Here is a 16,820-nt window from a genome sequence, read left to right as displayed (position 1 = left end):
CATGGTCATTCCATCCTATCCATCTCAAAAGCTATGGCAGGAATCATTGGATCATTTTGGAATGAAATCCTCGAATTATCAACCTTTATATGGAAGAGAAACGAAATTTTCAGTACCTGTTCTGGATGATTTTCTACAAAAATCTGTTCCGCTCGCAGGGGTCATTGTTTAACAGAAGAGTATGACGTTAGCCATGAAGAATGTGAAAGTCAGGTTCGTTCATTCCTGGATATGTTGAAAAAAGAAGAATTAATTGATTAAACCATTACTTCCTAAGGAGTTATGTTTATGAACCTCATTCAGAAAGCTCGAACCTTGCTGTCCTTAGATAGCAACACCTTCATGATGTATGTAGAAGCTTATTGTTCCTTAGGAGTGGCCAGGATACAAAAGAGTTTGCCCTTTTCCAAAATTGCGCCTAAACTAGGAAGGAAAATGGAAGAGACCTCCTTAACGTATGTGCCAGCCCATGCTGAAATCCTGGAGTCAGTATCCAAAAGTTTGGAGACGATGAGCAGATATACACTTTGGGAAAGTAAATGTCTTGTAATGGCGATTGCAGGAATGAGAATGCTTGAGCGGCGTGGAATTGAAAGCACTCTTTATATGGCAACAGCAAGAGATAAGGATGGAAAGATGAAGGCTCATGCCTGGCTGCGGAGTGGATTATATTTTGTAGCTGGAGCCAATGGGAAGGAAGCATACACAGTAGTGGGAACCTTCGCGAAAAGAATGGGGGATCAGAAGGAGGAAAAATGATGGATAGACAACCTTTGCAAGTGACCGGTTTTTCCAAAGAGCTGAACCTGATGCTCGCCTTGATCAAAAATAATAGGGACTCCGTAAAAATTTTATTAAACAGTTTCTGGGACAGCGGCAATTCATTTAGCGCTTTCTTTAATGAATGTGGGCAAAGGTGATATTGTTTTTTGTTCATCACTTACCTTTATTGCCAGTGCCAATCCAGTGATTTATCAGGGTGCTCAGCTTGTCTTTATTGATTCTGAACCGGAGACGTGGAATATGTCCCCGGAGGCTCTTGAATGAGCGCTTGAATTCGCAGCGAAAAGGCATAAACTTCCTAAAGCTGTTATTGTTGTGGATTTATATGGGCAAAGTGCGAAGATGAATGAGATTTGTGAAATATGTTCTAAATACAAAGTGCCAATTCTAGAGGATGCAGCAGAGGCTCTTGAACGGGCAAAATTTTTAGCCACGCAGGCAAAGGAAATTGCCCCCTATTATCAGCATAAGGAAGTCGGATATAATTATCGGCTTAGCAATATATTGGCAGGAATAGGAAGGGCGCAGTTTGAGGTTTTACAGGAAAGAATTGATAGAAAGAGATTAATCTATGAAATGTATCGGTTAGCTTTATCGGAGATTGACGGTCTAAACTTTTTGCCGGAACTAGAACATACCGTCTCGAATCGTTGGTTGACAGTCTTCACACTGGAACATAACGATGCAGTTACCCGTTGCTTGCAGGCGTTTGCAAATGAAAATATTGAAGCCAGACCCATGTGGAAACCATTGCATATGCAGCCGCTGTTCAAAGGTGTAGATTTTTTTACCCACAAGGATGATGTGTCTGTATCTGAACAATTATTCAACAAAGGCATTTGTCTTCCATCAGGTACCCATATGACAGAAGATGATATGGAAAGAGTAATTGACTGTTTGCAGAGGGCCTTAATGAAGTAAATAATCTGAGCTAAAGAGGTAGAAAAATGATAGGAAAAAATATACAGGATTTACGTAAGCGTAAAGGAATGACACTGACCCAGCTAGCTGCCAATGCCGGAATATCAAAATCCTATTTAAGCAATATTGAGAGGGGAGTGAATCAAAATCCTTCAATTGAAGTATTGAAAAGGCTGGCTTTTGTTTTAAATGCAGATTTAAAAACATTATTGCGCGTACAGGAAAGTGATGAAAACGATCAAAATCTGAATCAGGAATTAATCGAACTAATCGAGGAATTAAAGACAGCCGTAATTGATAAAGAGCAAATGGATGAGTACCGTGCATTAATTGAGTATATTAAGTGGAAAAGTAAAGTGTAAAATAGCTGTTTCTATTTGAGAAGCAAAGGATTGAAGTAGGATGTTGAAAACGAAAAAGGTGAGTATCATTGTACCCATTTTCAAAGTGGAGAAGTATTTACCGCGCTGTATTGAAAGTCTGATTGCCCAAACCTATCAAAATATTGAAATCATCCTGGTCAATGATGGATCAAAGGATTCCTGCGGAGAAATTATCGACTATTATGGGGAACGTGATCATAGAATCATTCCGGTTCATAAAGAAAATGGCGGTGTCTCAGACGCGAGAAATACAGGAATGGCCTATTCGAGCGGTGACTACACATTCTTTGTGGATGGAGATGATTGGATTGATTTGACCTTGGTAAAAAGGTTAGTTGAAAGAATAGAACAGGATAACGCTGATATTGTACAAACATCCTATTATTACGCATATAAGGATTATCTACTATATGATGAACGTTTTGAAAAACGGGACGATCCGCCAAACGTGCTGGATAACCAACAAGTAATGAAGGAGCTAGTTGTTAATCAAATCGTGAAAAACTTTGCCTGGGGTAAGCTTTATAAAACAGCATTAATTAGAGATATCCCCTTTCAAAACTCTAAGTCGTATTTTGGTTGTTCCTGATGATACTATTTTTATTAATATGGTTTCTATTTCAGAAATGAATACTGAAATTCAAAAAACCTCCCGGTATAAGACGGGAGGGAGACTTGCGAAAAGCCTATGTCTGGCTGAGTAACCTGGATAAATCGTTCCTAATGATATCGAGCCGACCTTCCATAAGTACCTGTGGAATCTTATAGCCGACAAACAAGGGAGATACAACAAAGCGTGGGATCGCCTTGCAAATAATCAAGTCATGAAAATGGTAAAAGAAAAGGTTATAGCTGGTGCATCCCCTATGGAAACCATCCAAAATATAACGGACCAGGATTTGAAGTTTATCAGCAAAATCATCAATCTCATCTAATGTGTTCAATATTAAATTGAATTCAGTAAAACCGATAACTGGATACTTTGATACATTTAACTCAATACCGGATTTCTTGTAAACCTCTGTGCCTTCAAAATCAATCATTGCCATATTCTTATGGTAATCTACATGTTTCATTCCAATGACTTGCATATGGGCATGCTGAATGCTGCCGCCTGAAAAGGGACCATGATTCTTAAATAAGATAACGGACTCATACTCACCAGTCTTCTCCACTTCAAGCCATTTAGCAATACTGAAGCGAATTAATTCACGCATATGCTTCTGTTCATATCCCCTTATATCTTCGTGACATTGATTGGTTTCAATAATGACCGTTTGATAGGTATCCAGAAGAGTGGGATATTTATTCATCAACCAAATAATATCTCCCTTTGTCTCAAGAATATCGGTAAGCTCATCTCTTTGGCAAAAGGGGCAGGCTGCTGTTTTATTACGGATAGTTTCAGGCTTTTGACTGCCAATTGTACTTGAAAAATATAATTGTTGCTGATCCATACTTGCACCTACCTCGTTAACTGTTAAAACTCGATATGTTTATTATAAATTAAAGATATGTATGATTGTATATTTTTAGCCACATTATAGAAATAAAAAAGTGTAAAAATACATAATAAAATGTCGATAGTAACAATGACATATATCTTTAATTGATTGATTATAAAAACATGGACGGTGAGTAGTGAAATGGATTTCGAGTATAGGGATCAATATGTACAGGGAGAAATAGGTGATGTGATTGTCTTTAAAAGAGGAAATTTATTTATCTTTGGAGAAATTATAATACTGAGGGAAGCTTCGTGTATTGTGGAAATTTCTAAAGAATATGCAGACGAATTGAAACTCAACACAACGAGAACAGTTGTCAGACATGGTAATTATAAAATTATTGAGACCTTAAAAGTTCGCGCAAAAGTAAGTGAGCAACAAATCGATCCATTCAGTACACAGGTTTATCATTAAATTTACAATTCGTAGGGGGTGATTGTAAAAGAACCAATCGTGCAATGAAATCACCATTGAATATGCCTTTAAAGTTTTTTAAACCAATTTTGGAAGGAGAGAAGAAATGAAAATTAAATTATACGTCTTTTTAACATCTACCAAGGATAAAGAAAATAGTAGAAGCGAAATGATGATGAAAACAGTTGAGTCATCTTTCCGTCCGGTAATAGGAGACATTATTGAAGACCCTGGATTTGATCAGGGATTTCACAATGGATATGAGGTTGTGAAGGTGACGGTTAATTATGAGAAGAATGAATGCTATGTATCGCTTAGTCCAATGGCAATTGAATTAGAGGAAATTAGTTTCGATGATTATATAAATAAGCTTACAGCCAATGGATGGGAAATCGTTTCAAAAGAGGATGTATCAATTGGCTAACTCTTAACTAAGATCTTTATACATATTATGACTTCATGTGATTTATATTGGTATGTAAAAGACACCATTAATATTCCTATACCAAAAAGTGAACATGATACATATTCATCCAAAACAAATACTTTTGTTGCAGGAGTAAGTAAGGAAACAGCAGTAGAAAATGATAGAAGAATGATTGTGCCTATTCCTGATCATGAATATTTTGTTTGGGTTGAAAGGCTTGAAAAAGAATAACACTTCCATGCTCTTTCTAAATAAGAAGAAACCAGGTCGGTAAGCCGAGCTCACAGGAGAATAGCTGTTTGTATGTGAAACACTTAAAGATATTCAGTAATAGTAGTTTGCTATCATCCATTAAAGGGGCAATCACATTATGAAAAGAGAATGTGATTGCCCCTCTCTGTGCTATTAGATTAAGCACCAACCTTCACATGGTCGGTGTCAGGCTGATTGGTTAAATCTTTCTTCTGAAGCAGCCACATGAGTCCTGCTGAAATGAATCCGAGGGATCCAATTACCATCCAGGCAGATGTAATCGAGTATGCTGCAATAAAGCTTCCCATAATCATTGGGCTTGTTGCATATCCGGCGCCAATTATCAGTGGGAGAATACTGCTGACTCTGCCTCTGTGCGAAGCTGGTGTTTGATTAGCTATAAAGGTCGAAGCATTGATTGCAATCATGATTTCTCCAATGGTCATGATGAAAATAGATACATAGAAGAAGGGAAGTATCGTGGTGAAGGCGAGCATACCAAAGGCAAAAGCATAGCACAAGGCTCCGGTGGCTATCACTTTTATAGGCCTTATCTTATTTGTCAGTTTCGTAATAATCGGCGTAAACGAGATAACCAATATACCGTTAAATGCGGCAAGTGTTCCGTAATAGGCTGCGCCAGAATCATTAAACAACTCCTCTAAATGCAGCGGTATGGTAAATGCCCATTGAGCGTATTCAAATTCGATACATAATAGAATAAAAGCGAACATAATTAATATTGGTCTTGCCCTCAGCACTTTAAAAACAGATCCTTCTACATGCTCCTCAAGCTTTCTTTCCGTTTTCTCTGTTACTGAAATATGTTTGGTTTTTGTCTCTTTTATAAAAATGAAAATTAATGTTGTTGCTAAGAGCGTAGCAATTCCATCAATGATGAAAACAAGATCTAAATGATTTTTATATAGTAGACCGGCCATGATTGGACCAACCGCAAAACCTAAATTAAAACCCATATAGGTTAATGAATAAGCACCTTTCCGATTCTCGGGGGTAGTTAAATCCGCCAATAGTGCATCGTAGGCAGGTGAGCACAAAGCAAAGAAGAGTGATGATAGCATGAGCAAATAAGCCATGGTCATCGAAGGCTCTATTAAACCTATGGATATAACGGTTATGCCTCCTAGACCTTGCGAAACTACAATAATAAATTTTCTCCCCAAGGTATCAGCCAGCTTTCCGCCTAAAATCATACTTGGTGCAGAAATGACACTGACTAAAGTAACATATAGCCCTGCTTGCGCACTATCCATGCCGATCTTCTGAGTGAGGATTAAAACAAGTAATGGATGTACAAACCCTCCCAGACTATTAATAATTCGAGCAAAAAATATAATATAAATTTCTTTGGGTAACCCCCGATATGGACTAAATAAATTTTTAAAAAACTGCATAATGCCTCCTGATTCCTTTAATTAAATTCCAATAATTTCTATTTTAATAGATAAATAGGTAAAAGAGAATATTTGTTTAAAAAATTTTAAATATTTTGAAATTTTAAAGGAAGGAATTGGTATAATGGTGTGTGAAAGATGATAGCTTCAACCAGAGAGAAGGTAAGCAGATGGAGTTTTTTAATGTATTGATTCCGGTATTTGTTATATTTGCTTTAGGATATATAGGCGAGAAGAAGATAGGATTTGATCCAAAAACGATCTCAACGATGTCCCTTTATTTAATGACACCATTACTGGTGTTTCAAACGTTTTATACTAATGAACTGACGTTAGATTATCTTTATATTGTTATTTACGCGTTTGGGCTTTGTTTAGCACTTATTATCTTTGTATGTTTTATCGCTTTTATAAATAAATACAACATAAAGGAAACCTGTGGGCTCATTCTTGGTTCGGTTTTTATGAACAATGGTAATTATGGAACACCTGTTGCGTTATTATTGTTTGGCGCTGCCGGATTTGATTATGCCATCATCTTAATGGTCACCCAAAGTATCGTGATGGCGACAATTGGGGTATATGTAGCGGCGCGAGGAAGTGATATAGGCGGAGGGATTAGAGATACACTTGCAATTGTATTACGTATGCCTGTTGCATATGGAGCGATTTTTGGACTGTTATTTCAGTACACGGGTATTACCATCAGCCATTCCTTAATGACTACCATTGATTTAGTTGGAAGCGCGGCTATTCCGACAATCATGCTTGTTTTAGGTATGCAATTAGCCAAAATCAGTCTGAAGAATATTGAATATAAAAAGGTTACGTATGCACTAATCATTAAATTGGCAGTGGCGCCCCTTGTAGCGTGGGGAATTTCAGCCCTTTTGCCAATCGATACCTTGCTTAAACAATTAATGATTATCATGGCCGGAATGCCTGCTGCTGCAAATACGACGATGTATGCCATTCAGTTTAATACAAAGCCGGAATTTGTTTCGGTTTGTACATTTATAAGTACAGTACTTAGCTTAATCACTTTACCAATCATTTTTTATTTTGTTTTATAGTGAGAAGGATTTATTAGAAAGTGAAGTACATAAAATGGGATTAAACGAATCAATTTATATGAAATATTAGTTGTTCCGCAGAAAGGATGGTATTGGGAATGAAAAGAAACAAAGTATGGATTCCAGCGCTTTTAATGGGGGTAAGCTTGGTGGTATGTATAATGGCCCTTATCCAATCGATCAACTCAACTCCTCAAAGATATCCATTATTAGGCTTGATCCCCTGTGTTATAGGTGCAGCTTCTTTTCTATATATTAATAAAACCGCCCAAAAAAAGACTTTGTTTCTATGGTTCACTCAGATATTAAATATAGTATTTATGATATTTCCATTGATAACACTTCTATACTTTATGTCCTCTAATTAGATTCTTAATTATTGACCTCTTGATTTTGAGGTCTTTTATTTATGCTATAAATCTTAAAACTATAAAATTATGGTATTTTTTATAATATATTGAAACTTTTTTCTAGGATAAACAGTCTAATAAGTAGAGAGAAAACAGGGGGGAGCCGCATGCATGAAGATGCTTCTTTAGTACAAAGGGCTATAAAAGGGGATGATACAGCATTTTTAACTTTATTAGATCTTCATAAGGAACAGCTGTATCGAATGGCCATTGTCTATTTAAAAAATGAAGGAGAAGCTCTGGAAGCTATCCAGGAAACGTCTTTTCGAGCATACCGTTCAATTAAAAAGCTGCGAGAGCCATCCTATTTCTCTACATGGCTTGTAAGAATTTTATTAAACGTTTGTTCAAATGAATTGAAGGCCAAAAAAATACACCATCATTTCATTGGACAGGAAATGGTCCATACGGATGATTATGGTCAGCTTGAAATAGAAGAGGCGCTCATGTTCCTGGATGAACCATCACGTGAAATCATCGTATTAAAGTATTTACGGGACCTATCCATAAGTGAGATTGCGGATATATGTGAATGCCCACAAAGTACGGTTAAAACAAGACTTTACAAAGGCCTTCGGAAGCTCAAGGAACTAATGAAGGAATCGGGAGGTACCCGCCATGTATGAAAAAGAGAGACAAGAATTATTGGATTTAAAAAAACAAATGGAATATGTGCCTGTACCAAACGAAAAAGTTTCCGCAGCCATTCAGTCAGGCTTTAGTAAAGCCAAACACAAGAAGAGAAAAAGACTTATAAAATATACAGGATTAGCAGCGGCTGCTATTGTACTCCTGTTTTGCATTAGCCTGGTACGAGTGTCACCGTCCTTTGCAAATGCCCTTTCTTCTATACCGGGCGCAGAAAAAATTATCAATCTAATCCGAAACGATAAAGGCTATATGTCTGCAGTGGAGAATGATTTTTTACAGTCAGTTGGACAGACGCAAGAGAAGGATGGGTATAAGGTAACGATTGAATCCTTAATTGTTGATAGGCATAGGATGGTTGTTTTTTATCATATAGAGGGAGCAGGGGATGAAATACAAATAGAATTTCCCGATCTATTGATTGACGGAGACGGTGTCGAGCAATCCATATCCTATTCAGCTCATGAAAATGGGTTCGGCTCCTTAGATTTTAATCTAGTGCATCAGCTTGAAGATAGAGAAGAAATAGAACTAAAAGTCCATCTGAAAAATGACACTAGCTTAATAGGTCCATTTAAGTTCCCTTTGAAAATAGATCATTCCTTGTATAAAGGTCAGCATAAACAGATGGCCATTGATGAAACAGTGACCATAGACAATCAGCGGATTACGTTTGGAAAAGTAGAAATTGATCCACTAAGTGTCAGGGTTGACGTAAAATATGATCCGAATAATACAAAAAAAATATTTCATTTGAATCATGTTAGGCTAATGGATGATAAAGGTGAGATATGGGGATCTACTGGCAGTCATTTTAATGAGGAAGAAAGTGAAATCTATATAGAAAGTAATTATTTTCGGAAACCCGAGAAGCTGTACCTACTATTCGATGGTATTCATGCTCTAGATAAGGATGAGTTAATCATTGAAGTTGATGAAAAAACAGGCAGGCTATTGAAATATCCATCGGATGGATTAGTGAAATCTTCTAAGATAGAAGAAAATAAGGTGTCTATTTTCATGGAAATCCCCAAGAGTAAAGATACTGTTTCTGGCGGTGGAATGATAACTGATGGAACAGGTAAAGAAATTTCAACAGGGGAAGCGGAGTACTGGGAAATAGACGGTTTAGACGCTATAAGCTTCTACTATAAACCAGAAGAAATCATTAAGGGTCCTCTTAATATTGAATTAGACACCTACCCACTTACCCACAAAAAGCAAGTCAAGCTCCAAATAAAATAATGGAACAAAATTGTTCTCAATGATTGTTGGCCGGTTTTATCATAAAAGTCACCTGAGGAGCTTATACATAATAATAGGAACGGAAAGGGGGAAATCGATTGAAAAGGAGTGCCATTATAAAAGGAAATTATCGATATTCCCTAAAGAGGGAATGGGATGATTACAATTTAAGAAAAGCTGTCTTTGTTCTTTTACACCCAAGCGAGGCTGATGACAGAGTGGATGACCGGACGACCATGCGTTGTGTTTCGTTTGCTAAGAAATTAGATTGCGGTTCTGTGGAATTGGTGAATGTATTTGCCTATCGGAGCAGGGAATGGAGAGATCTCAGGAATCTGTCCTTGGAGGAGGCTACAGGTCCTGAAAACCGCTTCTATTTAGAAAATGCCTTACACAGCGGTTCTGAAATTATCGTTGGCTGGGGAGAAAACTGTACCATCCATCACAAAGATTATCAGTTATTATCGGACTGGTTTAAGGGATATGATCCTAACTGCCTGGGTACAACAAGAGAGGGGCATCCCCTGCATCCGTTGTTTGTAAGAAGTGATACGACCGTTCAACCCTATCTCTTTCCAAATGTAAGTTCGTTTAAACCGTCATGACAAAGGAGCTGTCGATTCATTTCGACAGCTCCTTTTTAGATAGATAAGTAGTTTATGAAGCAGGTGGCGGAGTTGGTATTTCAGTTTCGTCTGTGCCATCGTCCACAGGAGGATCAGGTTCTTCTACACCATCATCCGGATTTTCACTGTCTTCTTCCTCTTCTGGTTCAGTTGGTACATAGGATCTGGGGCAGGTTCGATAGCCGGTGTCTCAGCTTCCGGTGTTTCAGGTTCAGCTGCAGGCTGATCGCCCGAAGGTTTGTCCGATTCTTCCTCTTTATTGGTTTCTTCTTTATCTTGCTCCTCTGACTTGTTTGTTTCTTCTTAGTCCCCTCTTGTAAACTCTTAATAATATCCTTTAATTCCTCTTCACTGCTATCTTCCATCTGACCACCTACACCTGAGCAATAGGAGTATACGCCCACCATATAGATAATCAGGAACAAATCATAAACATTCCTGCACTGACACATTATTTGAATAAATTAAAACCAGCAGGAAATGAGCTGCGTAATTTTCAGCCTGTTTTTATAGAGGATGCCACATACGGTTTTCCTGAAAAATTTATTAAGCAATTTAATCTCGTATCCATGTTAATTGTCCCTATTTATGTTCCGGAAGAAGGTAAGGTGATTGGCGGCATTTTACTAGATAAAGGGCCAGAGCGGAAATTTGAGCGAGATAGGAGCTTGGTATCCTGCATTAATGAAATAGGGGCAAATGCAGGAGAGCTGTTGCTTAGGTTTACGAACCCTGAAAATTCTGTAACACAGAATGATTTAAATCGTAAACTATCATTTTCTTCTCATGAAGTTGATATTATTAAGTTATTGGCTGCAGGAGCTTCTACAACAGAGGTAGCTGTTCAGCTTTATTTAAGTGAGTATACGGTCAGAGAATATATTTCAACCATTATGAGAAGGCTGGATGCCAAAAATCGAACAGAAGTAGCTGTAAAGGCTATTAGAATGGGAATTATAGATTAGAAATATGGAAATAAGAGGATTAAAGAAAATACTTAGATAGTTTAGATGTTTTATTCGCCAATAATCACGGGATTTTTAAGTGGATTTTAGCTTAATTTTCTCCTTCTGTTAAAAGTAATTTACAATTATTTTACTAAAAAACTTACTTTTTGTAAGTTTTTTTATAGAATCGAAGTTATTTATGCCCTATTATTACAAATTAAAAACTAGTAACATGTTTTTGAAATATAATTGTAATATTACTATAACTTATTTGTTAAATTAGCATGATATACTTATCCATGTTAGATAAATAGATAAATAGAAATGGTATGAAAGACCCGATAAATTAAAAAACTAGGAAGCAGGTAATACTTTAATGATGAATAAAAGAATTATTGCGCTAAGTACGGCTTTATTGCTTGGGTTCAGCAGTTACATAGGCACTCCATCAGCAAGTGCTGCAAAAGACCCAGCTAGGCAAGCTGAGGTTGATAAAGCTCAAGCTGCTCTAAATGAGGTACAAGTTGAAATTTCTACTCTGAATACTCGTATTGATCAAATCAACCAGGCTGTGAAAGATAATCAGAACATGATTAATAAAACAGAAGATGATATTATCAAAACGGAAAAACAAGTAGAGACTTTAGATAATGAAATTACCGAACTGGAAGAAAAAAATGAAAAACGCCAAGAAATTTTAAAGAAGCGTGCTATTACGTACCAACAAACAAATGGTAACGTCAGCTATTTAGAGGTAATTTTTGGATCTACTAGTTTTGGAGATTTTATTGAACGAATCGGAGCCGTATCAACAATTGTTAAAGCGGACCGTCAATTAATTGATGAAATTCAAGAGGATCAGACCCAACTTGAGGATAAACAAGCAACAGTAGAAGAAAAGCTTACTGGTTTAAAGGATATGAAAACTGAGCTTGTTGGTATGCAGCAGGATATTAAGCAACAACAAGATCAAACAAATTCCTTAAAGGAAGAGCTTAAAGCTAAGGAAAAAGAAAGTCAACGTCAATTAGCAGATGCTAAAGCAAGAAATATCGACATTGTGGTGGAGCCAGTTGTTGTAAAAGAATCTTCCAATGTAAAAGAGAAAATTGAGAAGATTGCTGATACTCAAAAAGAAGAAACAAACTCTTCAACTAAGAATGAAACAACAAATAAAGTGAATTCCAGCTCTAAAGAAGAAGCTGTAAGCACTTCGAAGAACGAACAAACTAGCTCTAAACCAGCTAATTCAAACTCTTCTAATAAGAAGCCAAGTTCTACTAATAGTTCTACCCAAAATAAAAATATTCAAACCGTTATTACTGCAGGCAATAAATATATTGGGAACTCTGTTTATGTATTCGGCGGTGGAAGAACTCAAGCTGATATTGCAGCAGGACGCTTTGATTGCTCCGGTTTTGTTAGCTGGGCATTTAAACAAGGTGGATATTCTGTACCAGCGAGCACAGATGCTCTGAAACATGCTGGAAGACAGATTCCAACAAGCCAAATGCAACCGGGAGATATGGTTTTCTTCGATACGTATAAAAAAGACGGTCACGTCGGCATTTATGTTGGCGGTGGAAAATTCATCGGTTCCCAAAGCTCTACTGGTGTAGCAATTGCCAGCCTTAAAACAGGATACTGGAAACAAAAATTTAACGGACGTGTTGTGCGCGTTCATTAATAATCAATAGAAAATTTTTAAGGAACGCCCATCTAAGGCGTTCCTTTTTGTATTTGAACTAGGTTTGAAATTGTGTGTTAAAAAGCTCAGCTATGGGCTACTTACTTTCTATTGTAATCCATATGGTTGTGATCCCTCTTTTTTTACAGGAATTCGCCACACTTCATTTTTTGAGGATTCAGTAATATACAAGTACCCGTCATGAAAGGCTAGATTAGTTATAAATGTTCCAGCACCGACAGGCAGACGAATAACCCCGTATTTAAATCCATCTGAGTCCTGGACTACAATTTCACCGGCTTGAAAATGAGCTATATATAAATTTCCCTCAGTATCGACTGCTAAGCCATCAGGACCGATTCCGCCCTCAAATTGCCCAAAGATAAAAGCAGTTTCAGGTGAAGAAAGGGCATTTTTGGAAGGGACAGAGAGTACTCTGTTTTTATTAAACTCAGAGATATAAACACGTTGGCGATTTGCGGAGATAGCGATCCCGTTCGGATAAGCTATGTTTTCGGCAAACAGTTGCGCTTCATTGCTATTTGGAGGAAGATAAAAAACGCGACCGACGGGGTGAGTTGCACTAGAACCCATTGGTTCAGTGAAATACAGGCCCCCATCTTCATCAAATACTAAATCATTCAGCCCTTTTAAAGGTTCCCCATTAAAAGAATCTACTGCGACTGTACTTTCATTCGTATTAGGATTATAGGCATGTATAACCCCGGTTAAATCTGTTATAAATAACCTTCCGTCCTTATGGAACTTTGCACCAACAGGACTGGGAAATTGTTTTACTACTTCTATTTTATTTTTTTTTATAGTGAGAAGTTCACCGGTTGTTGGACTGACCAGCCAGATATTTCCTTTGCGGTCGAAATTTATTCCTTCAATAAACCCTTCATCGCCTTTTGCGATTTTTTCCCATTTTGCTTTTGGGGGAATAATTTCAGAAAGTTGATGTCTTTCTCCTTTTGGTACAGGCTTTGTTTCATACCATCCTTTTGCACCTACATAGGTTCCAGTTAGTAACATAATTCCACATAGTACAGATAGAGAGAACCATCTTTTTTTCAAATCTAGAATGCCTCCTTTTTATTGGTTATTAATCATGGTTGTATAACATGCTGTATCAACAAAGATTTTAACTATTAACTAGAAATATACATGGAAGAAGGTGGTAAAACAATATGAAAAATCATTGGTATATTTGTCATTCTCCGTAACTATTTCATCTATACTGGATGTGGGGAATTTGTTAAAATAATGTATTTCACTTGCGATATGGAAAATATCGGGGATATAGAATTAAAAAGAGATTTGAGAACAGGTATATGATGTTTGCTAGTGCTTCATAAAAATTAAAGCCTCAAGTCTTAAAATCACTTGAGGCCATAGTATTTAATATCCTAAGCTTTAAAAATCCGGAATATTTCCTACCCAATAATCATTCCTGCAATTGCAGCACTTAAACAGGATGCCAGTGCACCTGCTATGATCGCTTTAATGCCTAATCGTGCGATATCAGGTCTCCTCTTTGGAGATAACTTTCCAAGTCCTCCAAGTAAGATACCAAGAGAAGAAAGATTTGCAAATCCACAGAGTGCAAAGCTAATAATGACAACGGCTTTATTTGATAAGGAGTCAATCATTGGAGCAAAATTACTATATGCCACAAATTCATTTATAACAAGCTTTTGACCAATGAAGTTCCCAGCTGTCAAGGCTTCATTCCAAGGTACACCAATGACAAAAGCTAATGGAGCAAATATGTAGCTTAATAGTAATTCAATTGATAACTGATCAAATCCAAACCATCCACCAACGAAACTTAACAGACCGTTCAGCAGAGCAATTAAAGCGATAAAGGCAAGCAGCATGGCTCCAACATTCAGTGCTAATTGAAGCCCAGTTGATGCTCCGTTAGCAGCTGCATCTATTACATTGGCTGCCTCTTCATCCTTTTCCATTTCAAAACCTGTCGCATCTTCCTGACTGTGTTCCATCTCAGGTATCATGATCTTAGAAAGTAATAGTCCTGCCGGTGCAGACATAATACTTGCTGCTAGCAAATATTCTAAGGGAACACCTAATAAAGAATATCCTACAAGTACGCTACCTGATACTGAAGCCAACCCACAGACCATAACAGAAAATAATTCGGAATTGGTCAATCTATCTATAAACGGCCTTATAACCAAAGGTGCTTCTGTACACCCAACAAATATATTAGCTGTTGCATTAAATGTCTCGGCTTTTTTTGTGCCTAATAGTCTTGCAAGAGCGCCACCTACATATTTAATGACAAATTGCATAATCCCCAAATAATACAAAACAGAGATTAAAGCAGAGAAGAAAATGATGATTCCTAAAACATTAAATAAGAAAACGGTTGTAATGCCTGATTGTGGTGTATAAAGACCGCCAACCAGGAAGTTTATTCCTTCATTTGCGTAACCGATTATGTTATTCACAACATCGGTTATTTTCTGAAATGCTGCACGTCCAAGTGGCCATTTTAAAACAATAAAAGCAAAAGAAATTTGAATAGCCAATGCTACAACTACAGTTCGAATATTAATATTTCGTTTGTTGGTTGATAGAAGGAAGGCGATTCCTAAAATACAGATAATCCCGAGCATTCCCCATAAGTAATTCATTATGTCACCTCTGGTTAGTATTTTTCTGTCTGAGAATAGTAAAAAAGTTACTTTTACACAAAAACTTAATATATCAATTGGATGCATAATTTGCAAGTGAAGTATATTTTATCCATTGTTTTTATAGTATGGAGTTAAAATAGCCAAAATATTTGTCAAAATGCACTCCTAATTATGTTTTGGTAAGTAGGGGAATAGATGTTAACAGCATTTCAACGATAGGCGATTCAGTATATTGAAGCATACTCAAAAAAACTACAAAAAGATGCAAAACGAACTCTTAATCATGTACTGACGATGTCAAATATATCAACAGAAGTATTTGAGCAAGCGGTTAATAATATGAAGAATAACGCAAGAATTGGCTTGCATTTTCATCCGGATCGGCTCACTCACAACCGGATAAGCGTGGCTGAATCTTTATTCAATGAGGGTGTATACAAGAGTCAATTTGAAACATTCATTTCAAATGGAAGTGTCTCTGCCTATCAAGGGGGTGAGCGTGATCTTTGGGAGACAAGAATGTTTGGAGGAGCTTATCAGTTTAAAGGCACAAGCCATAAAGAACATCCTAAATATGGGGCATTGAATGTTATGTTACATTCTGATGGACCTGCACCACGTTTTGGTTCCTGTTGTTTTCTGCTTTCTCCGAAAGTCTCCTATCGTTCTACCTACACATATATGGACTCACACCTCGAATTAAAGGAAAAAGGGATATATCAAGAATTCGATTTAATTTTGGCAGCGCTTTTAGAAGAGTCATTTTCCAGAGAAATTGTACTTGGCAAATCAGAATTACGACCACCTAAGCTAATAAGTTATTTGGCCAACCTATATAATATACAATCAGACCTTGTGAAACGAAAACCTAATCGCAATCTGGATTATTACATTGAAGCACAAGTACACGGGGAAGTATCGCTTGAAAAGGATGTTGATGCACTTGTGGCTGATGATTCTTTTCAAGCTACTGAAATCGGAAATATGCTAGAGCAGCTTTGCGGACAGTATTCAATCAGCCTATATTGGAGAAAGGGCTTTAAACTTAATAGCAAGGACGTCCCTTCAGATTTCAGAGGAGCGAAAATGCCTCATCTGGCAAAACGAATAACTAATTGTGATTATATTGATGCAAGCGTAATTGGTTCAGCAGCAAAAGACCTGTGCTGTTATCCTGAGAATTGGTCTGATTATGGAACTGTCAAAGAGGTGCTACAGGAGTTAAAGCTCCTTTGGCATGTATTGGTGAGATATTAATCCAAATTTGTTCGCAATCGATGACATGATATAAATTATGTGGAATACTACCCATTCCACCCATGCGTTTTTTTGTCAGTTCTTCTTTGGGTACTGTTACACCAATTAAACCACTCATCTCTAACCTGCCAATTATATAAGAACATATCTAACATGAACAA

The 16,820-nt window shown here is 37.1% G+C and carries 20 protein-coding genes and 1 pseudogene; 17 read left to right on the top strand and 4 right to left on the bottom strand.

The window, feature by feature from the left end; translation table 11 throughout:
* Position 1 precedes the first annotated feature (1 nt).
* The 7 genes and pseudogenes from FHY45_RS20425 to FHY45_RS03120 all read left to right on the top strand — a co-directional run bounded on the left by FHY45_RS20425 (position 2) and on the right by FHY45_RS03120 (position 2,676).
* Positions 2–172 (top strand): hypothetical protein, encoded by a 171-nt coding sequence (locus FHY45_RS20425; protein ID WP_180349918.1) that lies wholly within the window; start codon positions 2–4, stop codon positions 170–172.
* Entirely contained in the window at positions 142–261 is a 120-nt protein-coding gene (locus FHY45_RS21185) for a PqqD family peptide modification chaperone (RefSeq protein ID WP_139891569.1), read from the top strand. Before FHY45_RS20425 ends, FHY45_RS21185 begins: the two co-directional genes overlap by 31 nt.
* Before the next feature lie 27 nt (positions 262–288).
* Positions 289–759, top strand: a complete 471-nt coding sequence (locus tag FHY45_RS03135; RefSeq protein ID WP_139891376.1) for a lasso peptide biosynthesis B2 protein — start codon at positions 289–291, stop codon at positions 757–759.
* Positions 759–920: a hypothetical protein gene (locus FHY45_RS20420; protein WP_180349917.1), complete on the top strand. Its 162-nt coding sequence runs from the start codon at positions 759–761 to the stop codon at positions 918–920. The genes FHY45_RS03135 and FHY45_RS20420 overlap by 1 nt, the downstream gene beginning before the upstream one ends.
* Positions 865–1,704: pseudogene (locus tag FHY45_RS03130) on the top strand (DegT/DnrJ/EryC1/StrS family aminotransferase); the annotation flags it as partial. The gene FHY45_RS20420 and the pseudogene FHY45_RS03130, both read left to right, overlap by 56 nt.
* 26 nt (positions 1,705–1,730) lie before the next feature.
* A complete protein-coding gene (locus tag FHY45_RS03125; protein ID WP_139891375.1) occupies positions 1,731–2,066 on the top strand; it encodes a helix-turn-helix domain-containing protein in 336 nt (111 codons plus the stop codon).
* Positions 2,067–2,106: 40 nt separating this feature from the next.
* Positions 2,107–2,676, top strand: a complete 570-nt coding sequence (locus FHY45_RS03120; protein ID WP_139891374.1) for a glycosyltransferase family 2 protein — start codon at positions 2,107–2,109, stop codon at positions 2,674–2,676.
* 97 nt (positions 2,677–2,773) lie between these two features.
* Here FHY45_RS03120 and FHY45_RS03115 read toward each other — a convergent pair whose 3' ends face one another.
* Complete coding sequence (locus FHY45_RS03115; RefSeq protein WP_139891373.1) at positions 2,774–3,544, bottom strand: DUF4931 domain-containing protein; 771 nt, start codon at positions 3,542–3,544, stop codon at positions 2,774–2,776.
* A 189-nt stretch (positions 3,545–3,733) separates the two neighbouring features.
* Here FHY45_RS03115 and FHY45_RS03110 point away from each other — a divergent pair, with 189 nt between their 5' ends.
* The 3 genes from FHY45_RS03110 (at position 3,734) to FHY45_RS03100 (ending at position 4,667) form a co-directional block, all read left to right on the top strand.
* On the top strand, positions 3,734–4,009 hold the full coding sequence (locus FHY45_RS03110) for a DUF2187 family protein (RefSeq protein ID WP_139891372.1): 276 nt from the start codon (positions 3,734–3,736) through the stop codon (positions 4,007–4,009).
* 106 nt (positions 4,010–4,115) lie between these two features.
* On the top strand, positions 4,116–4,433 hold the full coding sequence (locus tag FHY45_RS03105) for a hypothetical protein (RefSeq protein WP_139891371.1): 318 nt from the start codon (positions 4,116–4,118) through the stop codon (positions 4,431–4,433).
* A 27-nt stretch (positions 4,434–4,460) separates the two neighbouring features.
* Positions 4,461–4,667, top strand: coding sequence for a hypothetical protein (locus tag FHY45_RS03100; protein ID WP_139891370.1), 207 nt, complete (start codon positions 4,461–4,463; stop codon positions 4,665–4,667).
* Positions 4,668–4,846: 179 nt separating this feature from the next.
* On the opposite strand, the gene FHY45_RS03095 is transcribed toward FHY45_RS03100, so the two are convergent.
* Entirely contained in the window at positions 4,847–6,103 is a 1,257-nt protein-coding gene (locus tag FHY45_RS03095; protein WP_139891369.1) for an MDR family MFS transporter, read from the bottom strand.
* A gap of 170 nt (positions 6,104–6,273) precedes the next feature.
* Between FHY45_RS03095 and FHY45_RS03090 the strand changes: the two genes are divergently transcribed.
* From FHY45_RS03090 to FHY45_RS03065, 6 genes are all read left to right on the top strand, one after another.
* Complete coding sequence (locus tag FHY45_RS03090) at positions 6,274–7,176, top strand: AEC family transporter (protein WP_066101200.1); 903 nt, start codon at positions 6,274–6,276, stop codon at positions 7,174–7,176.
* A 517-nt stretch (positions 7,177–7,693) separates the two neighbouring features.
* On the top strand, positions 7,694–8,212 hold the full coding sequence (locus FHY45_RS03085) for a sigma-70 family RNA polymerase sigma factor (protein WP_066101192.1): 519 nt from the start codon (positions 7,694–7,696) through the stop codon (positions 8,210–8,212).
* The gene (locus FHY45_RS03080; RefSeq protein ID WP_139891368.1) at positions 8,205–9,479 is read left to right on the top strand and encodes a DUF4179 domain-containing protein; all 1,275 of its coding nucleotides are present in this window, start codon (positions 8,205–8,207) and stop codon (positions 9,477–9,479) included. Before FHY45_RS03085 ends, FHY45_RS03080 begins: the two co-directional genes overlap by 8 nt.
* A 98-nt stretch (positions 9,480–9,577) precedes the next feature.
* Complete coding sequence (locus FHY45_RS03075; RefSeq protein WP_066101187.1) at positions 9,578–10,084, top strand: DUF1643 domain-containing protein; 507 nt, start codon at positions 9,578–9,580, stop codon at positions 10,082–10,084.
* Positions 10,085–10,560: 476 nt separating this feature from the next.
* Positions 10,561–11,070, top strand: a complete 510-nt coding sequence (locus FHY45_RS03070; RefSeq protein ID WP_139891367.1) for a LuxR C-terminal-related transcriptional regulator — start codon at positions 10,561–10,563, stop codon at positions 11,068–11,070.
* 358 nt (positions 11,071–11,428) lie between these two features.
* The gene (locus FHY45_RS03065; protein ID WP_257468963.1) at positions 11,429–12,739 is read left to right on the top strand and encodes a C40 family peptidase; all 1,311 of its coding nucleotides are present in this window, start codon (positions 11,429–11,431) and stop codon (positions 12,737–12,739) included.
* A 108-nt stretch (positions 12,740–12,847) separates the two neighbouring features.
* On the opposite strand, the gene FHY45_RS03060 is transcribed toward FHY45_RS03065, so the two are convergent.
* Together FHY45_RS03060 and FHY45_RS03055 are read right to left on the bottom strand one after the other, a co-directional pair.
* Complete coding sequence (locus tag FHY45_RS03060; protein WP_257468962.1) at positions 12,848–13,816, bottom strand: SMP-30/gluconolactonase/LRE family protein; 969 nt, start codon at positions 13,814–13,816, stop codon at positions 12,848–12,850.
* A 359-nt stretch (positions 13,817–14,175) separates the two neighbouring features.
* Positions 14,176–15,399 carry a NupC/NupG family nucleoside CNT transporter gene (locus FHY45_RS03055; protein ID WP_139891366.1) on the bottom strand — a complete coding sequence of 408 codons (1,224 nt, stop codon included), beginning with the start codon at positions 15,397–15,399 and terminating at the stop codon, positions 14,176–14,178.
* A gap of 225 nt (positions 15,400–15,624) precedes the next feature.
* On the opposite strand from FHY45_RS03055, the gene FHY45_RS03050 reads away from it, so the two are divergent.
* Positions 15,625–16,659, top strand: coding sequence for a DUF3626 domain-containing protein (locus FHY45_RS03050; RefSeq protein WP_306821542.1), 1,035 nt, complete (start codon positions 15,625–15,627; stop codon positions 16,657–16,659).
* Positions 16,660–16,820: the final 161 nt, after the last annotated feature.

This window comes from Bacillus sp. D386 (assembly GCF_006346415.1).
The sequence above is the reverse complement of the archived record's forward strand: the minus strand, read 5'-3'. Positions and strand labels throughout refer to the sequence as shown.